This window comes from Parashewanella sp. 2210YD4-3 (genome assembly GCF_056591735.1).
This window is the reverse complement of the sequence record NZ_JBWQOG010000003.1, coordinates 160,776-174,945: the sequence shown is the minus strand read 5'-3', so window position 1 is coordinate 174,945 and position 14,170 is coordinate 160,776. Positions and strand designations below refer to the sequence as shown.

Genomic DNA, 14,170 nt, shown 5'->3' with positions numbered 1-14,170 from the left:
AATATCTGAATAACCAAAGACTTTCTTAATTGCTTAGATTAAATTCAATTTAAATTCAAACAATCGTTTGAAAAATTCTTGTATTAAGTTTCCACAACGTTTAATGTTTAACCAAGGCAGAGGTCTGACCACGTACTATACTAGAATTAATAAGGCAGACTTTATATCGAATTGGTACAAAGAATAAGGAGAATCATTGTGTTAACTCTTACTTGGATAGTTGCCCTACTTTTACTTATTGGGGCTTGTTCATATTTACGTGTTTCTTTAATGATAACCACGATACTCACAGGCTTGTTCATCAGTGCTATGAGCTATTTCAATTTTAATCACCCAGCACTATTTATCTTATTCTTAATCATCGCACTTCCTCTTAATATAAACGCTATTCGCCGACACTTATTTTCAAAACCCATGTTGGCGTTATACAAAAAAATTATGCCTGAAATGTCTTCTACAGAGAGAGAGGCACTTGAAGCAGGTACTACTTGGTGGGAAGCAGACTTATTCTCTGGAGCTCCTAACTGGAAAAAGTTGCACAATTACTCAAGTGTTAGACTCACTGCTGAAGAGCAAGCATTCCTTGACGGCCCAGTTGAAGAAGTCTGCGGCATGGTGAATCAACATATAGTTTCTCATGAACTTGCAGATTTACCTGAGCATGTATGGCAGTACCTGAAAGATAATGGCTTTTTCTCAATGATTATTAAGAAAAAGTATGGAGGAATGGAGTTTTCAGCCTATGCCCAATCACGTGTATTACAAAAGCTTGCTGGTGTCAGCACTGAACTGGCAAGTACTGTTGGAGTACCCAACTCATTGGGACCAGGCGAACTTTTACAGCATTATGGTACTGAAGCACAAAAAGACCATTACTTGCCTAGATTAGCCAAAGGATTAGAAATTCCATGTTTTGCATTAACTAGCCCTGAAGCTGGAAGCGATGCAGGTTCAATTCCTGACTTTGGAATAGTCTGTAAAGGCGAATGGCAAGGTGAAGAAATCTTGGGTATGAAACTTACCTGGAACAAACGTTACATCACCCTTGCACCGATTGCGACAGTGCTAGGTCTTGCATTTAAATTGAAAGATCCTGAACAATTGCTTGGTGACAATGAAGATTTAGGAATTACCTGTGCCCTCATTCCGACCGAAACTCACGGAGTCATCATCGGCCGACGTCATTTTCCACTTAATTGCATGTTCCAAAATGGCCCTACTCAAGGCAATGAAGTATTTGTTCCTCTCGATTACATCATTGGCGGAAAAGAAATGGCAGGTCAAGGCTGGCGAATGTTAGTTGAGTGCCTGTCTGTTGGGCGTGGGATCACCTTACCGTCAAATGCAGCAGGTGGTGTAAAAACAGCAGCTCTAGCTACTGGTGCTTATGCTAGAATCCGTCGTCAATTTAAACTTCCAATTGGTAAGCTTGAGGGAATTGAAGAACCAATGGCTCGTATTGGCGGTAATGCCTACCTAATGGAAGCTGTAACATCCTTAACCACAACAGGTATTGATTTAGGTGAAAAGCCTTCGGTTATTTCAGCCATCGTTAAGTATCACCTAACTGATAGAATGCAGAAATGTGTCATCGATGCAATGGATATTCATGGTGGCAAAGGCATCTGCTTAGGTCCGAATAACTACCTAGGCAGAGGTTATCAAGCTGCCCCCATTGCAGTCACAGTTGAGGGAGCAAACATTTTAACCCGCTCAATGATTATCTATGGACAAGGAGCAATACGCTGCCATCCTTTTGTTTTAGCTGAAATGCAGTCAGCCTTTGATAGTAATCCAGCTAAAGCACTAAAAGATTTCGATAACGCAGTATTTGGTCATATTGGCTTTGCCATTAGTAACTTTTGTCGAAGCTTTTGGTTAGGTCTGACAGGAGCAAGGTTTTCAAATGCGCCATACTCTGATAAAACAAAACGATATTATCAGTATATGAATCGGTTTAGCGCAAACTTAGCTTTGCTTTCAGATATTGCAATGGCAACTCTAGGAGGTGAGCTAAAACGTAAAGAGCGTATTTCTGCTAGGCTTGGCGACTTATTAAGTCAGCTCTATCTAACTTCCGCAACGCTAAAGCGATATAACGATGATGGTCGCTTAACTGAAGATTTACCGTTAGTGCAATGGGCGGTAGAAGACTCACTTCATAAACTACAAACATCCTTAGATGAATTGCTTGATAACTTCCCTAAAGGCTTAGGTAAGATTTTAAAGCTCATGTTATTCCCATTCGGTCGATGCGTGAAACGTCCAAGTGATCAGATTGATCACAAGGTCGCTCAAATCATGCAAACACCATCGGCAAGTCGCAATCGTTTAGGTACTTATCAATATTTCCAAGCGAATGAAAACAATCCAATTGGAATGCAAGAGCAAGCGCTAGCATTAATCTTACTTGCTGAACCTCTGCATAAAAAGGTATGTGAAGCAGCTGAAACAAAGCTTCCATTTATTCGACTTGATGAAATCGCGGATTTGGGTAAGGAGCTTGGTGTATTGGACGAAACTGAAATTTCAATATTGAAAAAAGCTGAGCAAGGTCGTTTACGAAGTATCAACGTTGACGATTTTGATCCTAGCGCCCTAAAAGCGCAAATGGAGCAAAGGGAAACAAGCGACATTTATGCAGCCTGATCATTTTTCTGGACAAGCACCTCTGTTTGAGGTGCTTTTTTGTTATTAATTTGAAGTGCTTAAGTTCAACTCATTAAATTCTATTTATAAAAGCTATTTGGCTTCATAAGATTGGAGTAATCTTAAACTTTATTGCAGCTATTCTGTTGTGAATCAATGATAACAAGCGTTTTACCACAACTTCTGTTTTCATATGATTACCAAAACTCTGAAGAAGTAGTAAAGGTAACATGCGATCAAATATCACAACTCACTAGAGTAAAACAAGCTCAAGTAACTATCTCATTACTTGTTGATGGTGCAACGCAAAGTTATACATATAACTACACAACCAGTAATAAGTGCTACACCCAATGGGAATTCAAACTACCTAGAGATACTATCTTTTATTTCTTTAGAACATCACATTTAAACCCTGAAACAAGTGAACAAAAAAGGGCTCGTAACTACATCACAAAGAAAATTAATTCCAGCGGCATAATTTGGAGTTTTTTACAAAACTTTAATAGTAAACAAGACGTTGAACTAGCTGAATGTGGCTATTGTTCAAGCTCACTACAACAGCTAAAGGCATTTCTAGATGCAGGGCATAGTGTAGAAGTTATGAAACCGTTTACGTCATTTCTTCATCTAACACCACTTCAATACCTGTGTACTCATAATTGCTATGAGCCGACTAAACTTTTGCTCATCAATGGTGCTGACGTTAATTTCAGTGGTTTATCAGACAATTTGAGTAAATTAACCTCCATACAAATTGCATGCTATCATGCTGATATAAACTTTATTAAACTGTTAGTTCGACACGGAGCAAATCCCTACTGTCGAGATACAAATAATCGAACTTTACTGCATTTAACAGTGGGTCAGACACGCTCTACTACGAAGGAAATAATCAATTACCTTATTGTTGAATTAAATATTAATGCTAACGGTAGAGATGCACTAAATCAAACTCCGCTACATTATGCGGTAATTTTTAATGACAAAGCAGCTTTTGAAGCTTTAATTGATGCTGGTGGAGATCTGGAAGTTAGAGATTTTAAAGGGAAAACGCCCCATAATTATGTAACTACTGGCACTAATCAAGATATTAAATCTATGCTAGATAAACATGGAGTAAGCCAAGGTTGGCAGCTTGTTGGCGCTGAAAACTAAAAAGATGATCAAGATTTTCAGCTTGATCATCTCCATTAAATATTACTCACGAGATGGAGCTAATTTTTATTTAGCATACCTTTAAAAACGATATCGTTATAAGTGATTAAACCTAAAATTTCTTGGTTTTCAATTACAGGAGCTCGTGTAATTCCAACACTTTCAAACAAACGAGCGGTATAACGAATATCCATTTCAGATCTGACGGATAGTACTGGCTTAGTCATAATTTCATAAACATTGACACGATCTGCAGACTTGTCTCTTGCTACCACTTTTTTAGCAATATCACTCATCAATATCATGCCGTATTCATCATTTTCGTGACGCTTATTGACTAGCAAGACTTCAACTTTGTTCGCCATAGCAATTTCAATTGCTTCAGAGACTGTCAGTAAACCATCGACCATCGCGAAGTTTTGTGTCATTACAGATTTATTGGTTACAAGTTCACCATTCATACTAATTGATCTCCTAATTCCTTAGTCAATTCTTCAACCTGATGAGCAACGCCGACTGCATCTTCAACATCAATTTGTATAGCTATGCCTTGACCTGAATCAGTATCAAACTTACCCACTTTATTAATTGTCTCTAGAATATGTCTACTTCTATGCTCTTCTACCAAAAATAACAACACGTCTCGTTGAACTTCTAAGGTCAGCCCCATAAAAGTTTTCTTTTGAACAAGTCCTTCACCACGAGCATGATTGATAACTGTTGCACCAGTAGCTCCAGCTTTACGAGCTGCATCCATAATAGAATCTGTACAATGATCATCTACAAATGCAATGATAAGTTTAAAGCGCATCGAGTGACTCCTTTTTCATTTTCTTTGAATTCATATATTCCACAATCTGCGCGTAACTCATTACACTGATCATCGGAAACAAACTAGCAAACGCGATTAATCCGAATCCATCTATTAATGGATCTCGGCCAGGAACATTAGTCGCTAAACCTAAACCTAACGCAGCAACTAATGGAACAGTAACAGTTGAAGTTGTAACACCACCAGAATCATATGCCAGAGGCACAATCATCTTAGGTGCGAAAAAAGTTTGAATAACTACAATGACATACCCTGCAAGAATGTAATATTGGATGGGATCACCAACAACAATTCTGTAGCAGCCTAAACTGATACCGATTGCTACACCAAGTGCTACAGAAAACCTAAGGCCTTGAACGCCAATAGCGCCACCAGAAACTTCGTTGGCTTTTATGGCAACAGCAATAAGCGATGGCTCTGCAACGGTTGTACTAAATCCAATCGCAAATGCAAAAATGTAGACCCAATAATAATCTGACCAAACAATCACATTATGATCTACAGCACCGATAAACTCTTTTGAAGTCAGTTGGGTTGCCATCATATCCCCAATAGGGAATAACGCTTTTTCTAGGCCGACAAGAAACAATGATAAGCCAACGATAACATAAGCAAAGCCAGCAATAACTTTCCTTGGATTAGCAATCGGGCGTCTTAGCACACCTAATTGAAAACCAAATAAGATTGCAGCTATAGGCACTACGTCACGTAAAGTTAATAAAAAGGTATCCCAAAGAGACAATAAAATTTGGCTCATAGCACTACCATCCCATAACAAAGAACAAATATCATCGGAGTTAAACTCGCAAATGCAATCAAACCAAAACCATCTAGCATGGGATTGCGGCCTTTAATAACACTAGCTAACCCCACACCAAGTGCGGTTACGAGAGGTACAGTGATCGTTGAAGTGGTAACACCTCCACTATCATAGGCAATACCTATTATGCTTTCAGGCGCAACGCTGGTTAATAACATCACGAGGATATAGCCACCTATAATTAAATAGTGAATTGGCCACCCTTTCAAAATACGGATTACACCCAACAATATTGCGATACCTACTGACACTGCAACGGTAATTCTCAACCCTAATGCATAACTAGCCTTAGCAGCCTCGGAATTTGCAATAGCATTTGCTTTCGCTGCGACATCTGCCGCTTCACTGGCAACAGCTGTTAAAGCGGGTTCGGCAATGGTCGTTCCAAAACCTAAAGCAAATGAAAATATAACTAACCAAAAGGTACTGCCCTTTTTGGCTAAGGCTTGCGCTAAAGACTCACCAATTGGGAACAACCCTAATTCGAGACCAAAAATAAAGAAAGTTAAACCAAAAACGATAAAACCTAAGCCAATCAGAATGGTTATCATATCGTCAGGGGTTTGCTTTAAAACGAAAACCTCGAAGAAAGTTACAACAAGAATGATGGGGATAAGATCCCGAACACTCCCTATAAGCGAAGTTAATAGCTTGCGAAAAGCTTCCACTGATACTCCTTTTATTCCTTTTAAACTACTGTTCGGTATAGTCAATAGTACAATGATACCAATGGAACCCTGTAGCACTTATTGATTTAGATCACATCTAAACACCATTCTGATGCGATAAATATCACGATTGATCAAACTGATTGTAAAACAATCAAATGAACACACTTGATGTAATTTAGTCTTGCGATTGGGTAAAGCAGGATTTAATATTGAGGCCGCTGAATACAGCAGCCAATTTTCAAAATACAACCGTAGCTCAGTTGGTTAGAGCACCACCTTGACATGGTGGGGGTCGGTGGTTCGAATCCACTCGGTTGTACCATTTACTAACTTCTTCTAGTCATTTATTTGATTTTTCAATATTCTTTCGCATGACAGTTACTTTGTCTCCGAAATGCTCAGATGAATGAAGCTTTGTAAAACCATGCTTTTGATAGAGTTCGATATTATGATCATCACATTGCAGATGAAGCGTTTTAATCTCCTGTTCCTTGGCAAATTCAATTGCTTTTGAAATAAGTTTACTGGCATAACCCTTACCTCTATTTTTCGGGCAAACATAAACCCCACCTATCCAATGCTTATACTCAGGATGATGTTTATTCTCTCTGTGTTTAATTTCGAGTACACCGACAAGCTCATCTTTGTCTAATGCAATAAAAGAAAATGGAAGTTGCCCTTTGTTATGAACTCTATTTAGCCCTAAATCATAGATAAACTCGTATGAAAAACAGTCTCCATTTTTTCCCCATTCATCGTAATACCATTTAGCTACTGTTTTGAGTTTATTTGGGTGTTCGGCTAAATAAGTGATTTTCATGGTTACCTCATTTCATTAATATTTTCAGCAATTACACTGTGCTTGGTAGGTTCTAGGGCAAACAGCAAAAAAACTTTTAAAACAGCGACTGAAATGACTAGTATTCGAAAAACCTGACTCATAACAAGCTGTAGTAATCTTGTTGCCCTTTTTGATCAAATCCGCTGCTTTTTTTAGCCTTAATTGCATTTGAAATGCAACAGGAGTACAACCAAAATGACTTTTGAATTGTTGGAAAAATTTAGTTCTACTCATACAGGCCAATTTACACAGATGTTCAATATTTAATTGCGATTCAAGATTTTTTACAATGTAATTTAGTGACGCATTCAACCCGTTAGCATCTGGAAAAGTCGAGCAATGACCTAGAATAAAATTTCTAGTTTGCTCTCGAAGCAGCCTAACGGTTAGCTCGTTTGTTGCTAAGTCAATCATATAGTTGCGATCTTGGTGACTTTCGACATAAACCTGAACAATGCGATTGAGTAGACTTTGTGTCGATGATGTATGACGTGTATGTATCAAATCTGTTCTGTAACACCAATCCCCATACTCTTTATCGAGAGGATTAAACTGCTCAAGCTGTTCAACCACTGTATTAATGCGTTCAATTGAAAGCTCAATAGCAAGACAAGTTGTTGGGGATGATTTCGTGGCTTCAGGGAAGTCAATTTCTATTTGATGATTAGGTGCGATGACAAAAGATTCATTAGGAAGAAAAGGGCTTTGGTAGTTACTGTTACAGTCATGCATGATCTTTTTACCTGAAATCATGCCGCAAAAAAGTAACTGATCTGATTTTAGTGGAATCTTCTCAGCTTTTTCAAAAGTATCATAGATGCTTAACTCTGAATCAGGTGCTGCGAAGCTAAGTTTATTTTCAACAAGAACTTTGGGGTTGTTGCGCAATTCCATTAGTTTTTCACTAATCATAATCCCTTTCCTAACGCTTCCACATTGTACTGAGAGTCAATTTTTTTGAACTTTCAGCAAAGTTAATCCCTTCAAGTCACATTACGTTAATAAGAAAAACACATAAATACAACTTAAAGGACTTCTTATGATTTACTCTGCACCTAACACCGATGGATCGGTTGTAGACTTTAAACCACGATATCAGAACTTTATTGGCGGACAGTGGGTTGAGCCTCGTGACGGTAAATATTTCGAGAATATAAGCCCTGTCAATGGTAAACCTTTCTGCGAAATTCCCCGATCAAATGCAAAAGATATAGAACTTGCTTTAGATGCAGCCCATAAAGCTAAAGAGTCGTGGGGCACAACATCAGTAACAGAACGATCAAACCTGCTGTTGAAAATCGCAGATCGTATCGAGCAAAATATTGAATACTTGGCCGTTGCAGAAACTTGGGACAATGGCAAAGCTGTGCGAGAAACATTGGCAGCTGACATTCCACTAGCCGTTGACCATTTTCGTTACTTTGCAGGTTGTTTACGTGCCCAAGAAGGATCCATCGGAGAAATTGATGAAAAGACAGTTTCGTATCATTTCCATGAACCTTTAGGTGTGGTTGGTCAAATTATTCCATGGAATTTCCCTATTCTGATGGCCGCTTGGAAGTTAGGTCCTGCACTTGCTGCTGGTAATTGTGTGGTATTAAAGCCTGCCGAACAAACTCCAGCATCAATTCTAGTATTGATGGAACTAATCGAAGATTTACTTCCTGCCGGGGTATTAAATATAGTAAACGGTTATGGTGAAGAAGCCGGTCAAGCACTAGCCACCAGCACACGTATAGCAAAAATAGCTTTTACTGGTTCAACGCCTGTTGGCTCACATATCCTAAAGTGTGCAGCTGAAAATATTATTCCTTCAACAGTCGAACTTGGAGGAAAGTCACCAAACATCTTCTTTAAAGATGTCATGGATCAAGAAGATGAATATTTAAGTAAATGTATTGAAGGCGTGGTTTTAGCGTATTTCAACCAAGGTGAAGTTTGTACCTGCCCTTCACGCTTATTTGTTCACGAAGATATTTACTCTAAATTTATCGAAAAAGTCATTGAGCGCTCAAATGCGATTAAACGTGGAAATCCATTAGATACAGAAACAATGGTTGGTGCTCAAGCTTCTCAAGAACAGTTCGATAAGATCATGGGCTACATAAAAATTGGACGTGAAGAAGGTGCCGAAGTCTTATTGGGTGGTGAAGCAGAGTCTTTAGAGAGTGAGCATAGTAATGGGTTTTATATCAAACCTACTCTTCTTAAAGGTACAAACGAGATGCGTATCTTCCAAGAGGAAATTTTTGGTCCTGTAATTTCACTTTCCACTTTTAAAGATGAAAAAGAAGTGATCGAACTAGCCAACAGCTCTGAATTTGGGTTGGGAGCTGGTGTATGGACACGCGACATGAATCTTGCTTATCGAATGGGGCGTAAAATTGAAGCAGGACGTATCTGGACGAACTGTTATCACATGTATCCTGCTCATGCTGCATTCGGAGGCTACAAAAAATCAGGTGTAGGTAGAGAAACTCACAAAATGGCACTTGAGCATTATCAGCAAACTAAAAACTTATTAGTTAGCTATGATGTTAATCCACTAGGGTTTTTCTAAACTGAGATAGCTTAATATTTGATGGTTTCATTTTTTATCTGCTTGATTAAGGTTCAAAATTGAAACCATCTGTATGCACATGAATGGGTTACTTAGCCTTAGTAAGTGTTCTCTTGAGCATATTGATTGGAGCTTTAATAAAGCGAAATAGGCGCCTAATCCCCAAAAATGAAAACACTTCCATCTTTTGTATTTTGGTTAACATCTGCGGTTGATACTTCCAGATTAACCGTAATAGATGAGAATGGGTAACTGCTTTAGCAATTAACCATATAGGGGAAAATTTAAAGCGACAGATTGTGATTCGTTCAAAGTCTACCATATAGAGTTTACCATTTTGATCTACCAGTAAGTCCCTTATTGGTAAGGCATGTCTAGCAATACCATGAGAAAAAAGTTCGGCAACAATCACTTGTAATTGACGTAAATGAGACTGTGATAAAAATGTTGGATTCTTGCCTGGTAGTCGCGTCATCTCCAAGCGCATTTTATCTTGATTTATATTAATTAAGTGAGGAACTTGATCAACATCGGCAAGTTGCTTAAGAGCAAATAGTTCTCGCTTAAAACGCTTAAGACTGTCCCTTTGCGGTAAAAAGGTTTTGATTACCTTATCAGGATTGATCTCTACAAACATTTTGCCTGTTTGATAGAGATTGTCATTTCTAACTCTACTCATCTTTTCTTAAAAACTCATTTATACATTCATCCATAAACAAGTTAAATTTTAACATCTATATCTACTTAATCAATTTAGCTCAATCCAAACCTCTAATAAGTTGAACTAAAACAGGTTTAGAACGATAACTTCTAAAATCAGCAGTTTTGAAATATTTCTCTGCTAGCTGTACCTTCCCATCAATTTCAAAACATCCGCTTCCATGTCTTTATTTCTTATTTGAGGTATTCTTCCGGGCACCACTTCTGGCTTAACAATTCCTACTTTCAACCCATTGGGCGATACAAGCGTCATGGTTGCACTGTGACTGATTAAATAACCTTTGCCTTCTCCTACTTTGGAATAAGCCATGCCTAAATTTCGAGTAAGTGGTAGTAGTTGAGATTGACTACCAGTTACGGCAACAAAGTCTTTATTAAAAAAACCAGTATATTCTTTCAATTTTTGAAAACTATCACGCTGTGGGTCAACGGAAACAAAGACAATCTGAAATGGATGGTCTTTTTTCAGTTTCGGGTATGCAGCAGCCAATTTTGTCATAGCCGTTGGACAGATATCTGGGCAAGATGTATAGCCTACAAAAAATAATGTCCATTTACCCTCTAAATTTTTATTGGTGAAAGGCTTTTTGAATTGATCAGTTAGATGAAATGGAATAACAGGCGTTTTTGTTGGGTATTCAGTGGTTGTAACCAGTTTTAAGGGTCGCTGTTGCTGATAATAAGCAGCACCACCTCCAATAACAGCACTAAGAAACAAGCAGCAAAATATCAATGACCTAGATTTCATAATCTAACTCCTATAAATAGTGGTCTAACAATAAGATCATAAATAACAACATTAAGTGATAGATCGAGAACCTAAATACCGACATGGCTGATATTTTTGAAGCATTAAATTTCAATCGCCATGCTTGAATAAAGAATAAAGAACTAAGAAAAATTGCTCCAACTAAGTATATGGTTCCCGACATACCAACAACAGCAGGAAATAAACAGGCTAAGCCCAAAAGTAAGGTATAAAGTAGAATCGATGTTTTGGTGTATTCAACCCCGTGAGTCACTGATAATACAGGGATTTCAGCTTGTGCATACTCCTCTTTTTTAGCTATGGCTAACGCCCAAAAATGAGGTGGTGTCCATAGAAATATGATCATTACTAATAACAACGCGTTACTACTAAATTCGCCAGTAATGGCAGTCCAACCCAGCAAGGGAGGCATTGCTCCAGCCAAACCACCAATCACAATATTCTGCGAAGTGGCTCTCTTTAAGTACAAGGTATACACCACTGCATATCCAAATAAACTCGATAGGGTTAGCCATGCGGTGAGTGGATTTACAACATGAAATAAAACAGTAAACCCCGTTGCACCGAGTACAATTGCAAATAGGCTTGCTTTCAATACACTCACTCGATGTTGAGCAACTGGACGAGTATAGGTACGTTGCATTTTGGCATCTGCTTCTCGATCAATAACATGATTAATTGCTGCCGCAGAACCTGACATCATTCCGATCCCAAGCAACCCATAAATGACATTATCAATAGGTAGTGTTCCAGTTGTAGATAAACACATGCCAACCACTACAGTTAGCAACATAAGAGCAACGACTTTCGGCTTGGTAAGCTCTAAGTAATCTTTCCATCTAAAAGGGATCGATGAAAAAGAGTTGATCATCACGGCTCTATTCATAATTAACCCTTTCTCCATAAATGAAAATTGATATAAATTAAGCAAAGAAGTAATAATAAAGCGCCAGCATTATGCGAAACTGCAATGCCTATGGGCAATTGGAATAATACATTCGAGATACCTAAGCTGACTTGTAAGCAAAGTAATCCTACCAGCCAATAACTACTCCGCTGAACAGCGAACTTCCCCTTAGCCAACAAACGAAATGCTAACGTAGCTAAAATAAGACTGGTAATCATTGCCCATACACGGTGGCAGACATGAATTGTCATCCTCGCATTCATGTCTAATACTCCATATTCGTAACTTTGGTGTAGACCTTGCCAAGGGGAAAATGCTTGAACAAAGTCTAAATGGCTACTCCAATTACCCTGACAAATTGGTAAAGTTGTACAGGCTAAAGCTGCATAGTTAGTAGAAGTCCAGCCTCCGAGCATGATTTGAACTAAAAGCGCTACCAACCCAATTGCTGCATGACACTTTATGCTATTGGAGTAAGAGTAAGGTGTTGTCGTTGTATTTATGTAATTAAGATATATCAACCACAGCAACGAAATTATGCAATAACCACCCAATAAGTGTGTCATCACGACTATTGGCATTAGCTTCATCGTTACTGTCCACATTCCTAATGCAGCTTGAAATACAACAATACCGATTAGCCCCATTGCCAAATATTTTGGAGTCAGTTTGGTGCGTATTGATTGAATTAAAATACATATGATCAACAATCCTAAGCTACCAGCAAGATAACGGTGAATCATTTCCAGCCATGCTTTGTTAGGTTGAACCACATCTCCATGAAATATACTTTGAGGGTTTTGTTGAAGTTGTTGCTGAGTTGGAACTGTAAAATGACCATAACACTTAGGCCAATCAGGACAACTCAAACCAGCATTAGACAAACGGGTGTAAGCTCCCATTAAAATTACTGTAAATGCAAGTAAGATGGCGCCGCCTAAGAGTAGCTTTGATTTCATCAGCCCACCCTCGATAATTTAAGCAACGTATGCATATCGCTCAAAAGGTGGCGCGTTTGCTCTATACTGCCTTTTTCATTCGTAACCTTTGGATAACTCATTACCCACTTTCCAAGGGGATCAACAATCACAAATAACTTATTCGTCAATGCATCGAAAGCCTTTGAATTCATTAAGAAATGAGTTTTATCGAATTTCTTTGCAGGCTGTCGAACATTCGAGACAAGCTCTGGAATAACCCTTGATTGTTCTTTACCCAAAGCAACAATACTTTGATGCAATACAAATAATTGTTGTTGGCATAAATTTGAACACACTCTAGGTAGACGATACAGCACCTGCCATTTATGGGGATTGGGGTTATCAATATTAAGGGATTGATAGCTCAGGTTTTGCGGTAGTAAATCACCTAAATTAGTTGCTCCAGTCCGATACCAGTGCATGTGTAGGAAAAGTTTGCCCATAACTACCGGGGCTAAAAACACCAGCAGCAGACACAACAATACTTGCTGATTATTCAAGCGTGTTATCACCTACTTTACTCCTTCTTAAACAGCTAAATAAACCAATTACAGCCAAGGTTGTAGCCATGGCAAACCACTGCACCGCGTACCCATAATTTTTAAAAGACGGCATAGCTAATTTGTGTTGTCTTTTTTTTAATACCCTACCATCAGTGCTAACAAACGGCTGGTTAGCTTGCAGCGCTATAGATAATATTGGATGCCCAAGAAAACGACTAAGTTGTTGGTAGTTTAAATTTTGAATTCGAACTTGCTCACCGATTTCTGGTAAGAGTTGATGACTGAATGGATTCAAAGCTGTGTGATATAAGGTGCCACTTATGTGGATACTATGAATAATTGGGTTAATTGCAGGTAAATGATATCTATTAGCAAAGGCACCTATGAATCCTAAATCAACCAATAACCATGGCTGATCTTTTTTGTACTGCATTACTTGATATATTTCATATCCGACTTTATCACCAAGTATTTGATTATCTAAATATATAAGTGGCTTTGAGACAGACCGCAGCGTTAGTTTAGTTTTGAAGCCAGTGAGCTTTGAAGGAGTTTGATTTTGGCTTATCTGCGCAAAACTCAATTGATGTTGGCTATTAGAACGGAAGTTATTTTCCAATCTATGATTTTGTTCGCCCCTTTGTAACTGCCAGAAGCCAAGCTTTATCAATAACAAAAATAACCCACTAAACATTATAAAACCAATGATTTGTTTACTGCTTAGTGGAGAGTGTCTGCTCAAGTTATCTGATGACATTTG

Annotated in this window: 15 protein-coding genes and 1 tRNA gene; 4 read left to right on the top strand and 12 right to left on the bottom strand. The window is 38.4% G+C overall.

From position 1 onward, the window contains the following. The first annotated feature begins 198 nt into the window (after nucleotides 1-198). Together fadE and AC1EU0_RS05995 are read left to right on the top strand one after the other, a co-directional pair. Entirely contained in the window at nucleotides 199-2,649 is a 2,451-nt protein-coding gene (fadE, locus tag AC1EU0_RS06000; protein WP_480301187.1) for an acyl-CoA dehydrogenase FadE, read from the top strand. A gap of 156 nt (nucleotides 2,650-2,805) precedes the next feature. Then, nucleotides 2,806-3,807, top strand: a complete 1,002-nt coding sequence (locus tag AC1EU0_RS05995) for an ankyrin repeat domain-containing protein (RefSeq protein WP_480301186.1) — start codon at nucleotides 2,806-2,808, stop codon at nucleotides 3,805-3,807. 59 nt (nucleotides 3,808-3,866) lie between these two features. On the opposite strand, the gene AC1EU0_RS05990 is transcribed toward AC1EU0_RS05995, so the two are convergent. The 4 genes from AC1EU0_RS05990 to AC1EU0_RS05975 are packed head-to-tail and all read right to left on the bottom strand — an operon-like array spanning nucleotide 3,867 to nucleotide 6,127. Continuing rightward, the gene (locus AC1EU0_RS05990; RefSeq protein ID WP_480301184.1) at nucleotides 3,867-4,268 is read right to left on the bottom strand and encodes a CBS domain-containing protein; all 402 of its coding nucleotides are present in this window, start codon (nucleotides 4,266-4,268) and stop codon (nucleotides 3,867-3,869) included. Then, complete coding sequence (locus tag AC1EU0_RS05985; protein ID WP_480301183.1) at nucleotides 4,265-4,618, bottom strand: P-II family nitrogen regulator; 354 nt, start codon at nucleotides 4,616-4,618, stop codon at nucleotides 4,265-4,267. Before AC1EU0_RS05985 ends, AC1EU0_RS05990 begins: the two co-directional genes overlap by 4 nt. Next, nucleotides 4,608-5,396 (bottom strand): DUF1538 domain-containing protein, encoded by a 789-nt coding sequence (locus AC1EU0_RS05980; protein ID WP_480301182.1) that lies wholly within the window; start codon nucleotides 5,394-5,396, stop codon nucleotides 4,608-4,610. The genes AC1EU0_RS05985 and AC1EU0_RS05980 overlap by 11 nt, the downstream gene beginning before the upstream one ends. Then, nucleotides 5,393-6,127, bottom strand: a complete 735-nt coding sequence (locus tag AC1EU0_RS05975; RefSeq protein WP_480301181.1) for a DUF1538 family protein — start codon at nucleotides 6,125-6,127, stop codon at nucleotides 5,393-5,395. Before AC1EU0_RS05975 ends, AC1EU0_RS05980 begins: the two co-directional genes overlap by 4 nt. A gap of 248 nt (nucleotides 6,128-6,375) precedes the next feature. On the opposite strand from AC1EU0_RS05975, the gene AC1EU0_RS05970 reads away from it, so the two are divergent. Next, nucleotides 6,376-6,452 (top strand) — tRNA-Val (locus tag AC1EU0_RS05970). Between the two features lie 18 nt (nucleotides 6,453-6,470). Here the strand turns inward: AC1EU0_RS05970 and AC1EU0_RS05965 are convergent. Further along, nucleotides 6,471-6,950 carry a GNAT family N-acetyltransferase gene (locus AC1EU0_RS05965; RefSeq protein ID WP_480301179.1) on the bottom strand — a complete coding sequence of 160 codons (480 nt, stop codon included), beginning with the start codon at nucleotides 6,948-6,950 and terminating at the stop codon, nucleotides 6,471-6,473. Between the two features lie 24 nt (nucleotides 6,951-6,974). After that, on the bottom strand, nucleotides 6,975-7,883 hold the full coding sequence (locus tag AC1EU0_RS05960) for a helix-turn-helix domain-containing protein (protein WP_480301178.1): 909 nt from the start codon (nucleotides 7,881-7,883) through the stop codon (nucleotides 6,975-6,977). Nucleotides 7,884-8,010: 127 nt separating this feature from the next. Here AC1EU0_RS05960 and exaC point away from each other — a divergent pair, with 127 nt between their 5' ends. Then, nucleotides 8,011-9,531, top strand: coding sequence for an acetaldehyde dehydrogenase ExaC (gene exaC, locus AC1EU0_RS05955; protein WP_480301176.1), 1,521 nt, complete (start codon nucleotides 8,011-8,013; stop codon nucleotides 9,529-9,531). 88 nt (nucleotides 9,532-9,619) lie between these two features. Here the strand turns inward: exaC and AC1EU0_RS05950 are convergent, their stop codons facing one another. The 6 genes from AC1EU0_RS05950 to AC1EU0_RS05925 all read right to left on the bottom strand — a co-directional run bounded on the left by AC1EU0_RS05950 (nucleotide 9,620) and on the right by AC1EU0_RS05925 (nucleotide 14,167). Then, nucleotides 9,620-10,210 carry a hypothetical protein gene (locus AC1EU0_RS05950; protein WP_480301174.1) on the bottom strand — a complete coding sequence of 197 codons (591 nt, stop codon included), beginning with the start codon at nucleotides 10,208-10,210 and terminating at the stop codon, nucleotides 9,620-9,622. A gap of 162 nt (nucleotides 10,211-10,372) precedes the next feature. Next, nucleotides 10,373-10,999: an SCO family protein gene (locus AC1EU0_RS05945; RefSeq protein WP_480301172.1), complete on the bottom strand. Its 627-nt coding sequence runs from the start codon at nucleotides 10,997-10,999 to the stop codon at nucleotides 10,373-10,375. 10 nt (nucleotides 11,000-11,009) lie between these two features. Then, entirely contained in the window at nucleotides 11,010-11,906 is an 897-nt protein-coding gene (gene cyoE / locus AC1EU0_RS05940; protein ID WP_480301170.1) for a heme o synthase, read from the bottom strand. Nucleotides 11,907-11,908: 2 nt separating this feature from the next. Next, nucleotides 11,909-12,886: a COX15/CtaA family protein gene (locus AC1EU0_RS05935; RefSeq protein WP_480301168.1), complete on the bottom strand. Its 978-nt coding sequence runs from the start codon at nucleotides 12,884-12,886 to the stop codon at nucleotides 11,909-11,911. After that, complete coding sequence (locus AC1EU0_RS05930) at nucleotides 12,886-13,407, bottom strand: hypothetical protein (protein ID WP_480301166.1); 522 nt, start codon at nucleotides 13,405-13,407, stop codon at nucleotides 12,886-12,888. Before AC1EU0_RS05930 ends, AC1EU0_RS05935 begins: the two co-directional genes overlap by 1 nt. Then, the gene (locus tag AC1EU0_RS05925; RefSeq protein WP_480301165.1) at nucleotides 13,400-14,167 is read right to left on the bottom strand and encodes an SURF1 family protein; all 768 of its coding nucleotides are present in this window, start codon (nucleotides 14,165-14,167) and stop codon (nucleotides 13,400-13,402) included. The genes AC1EU0_RS05930 and AC1EU0_RS05925 overlap by 8 nt, the downstream gene beginning before the upstream one ends. Between the last annotated feature and the right edge of the window lie 3 nt (nucleotides 14,168-14,170).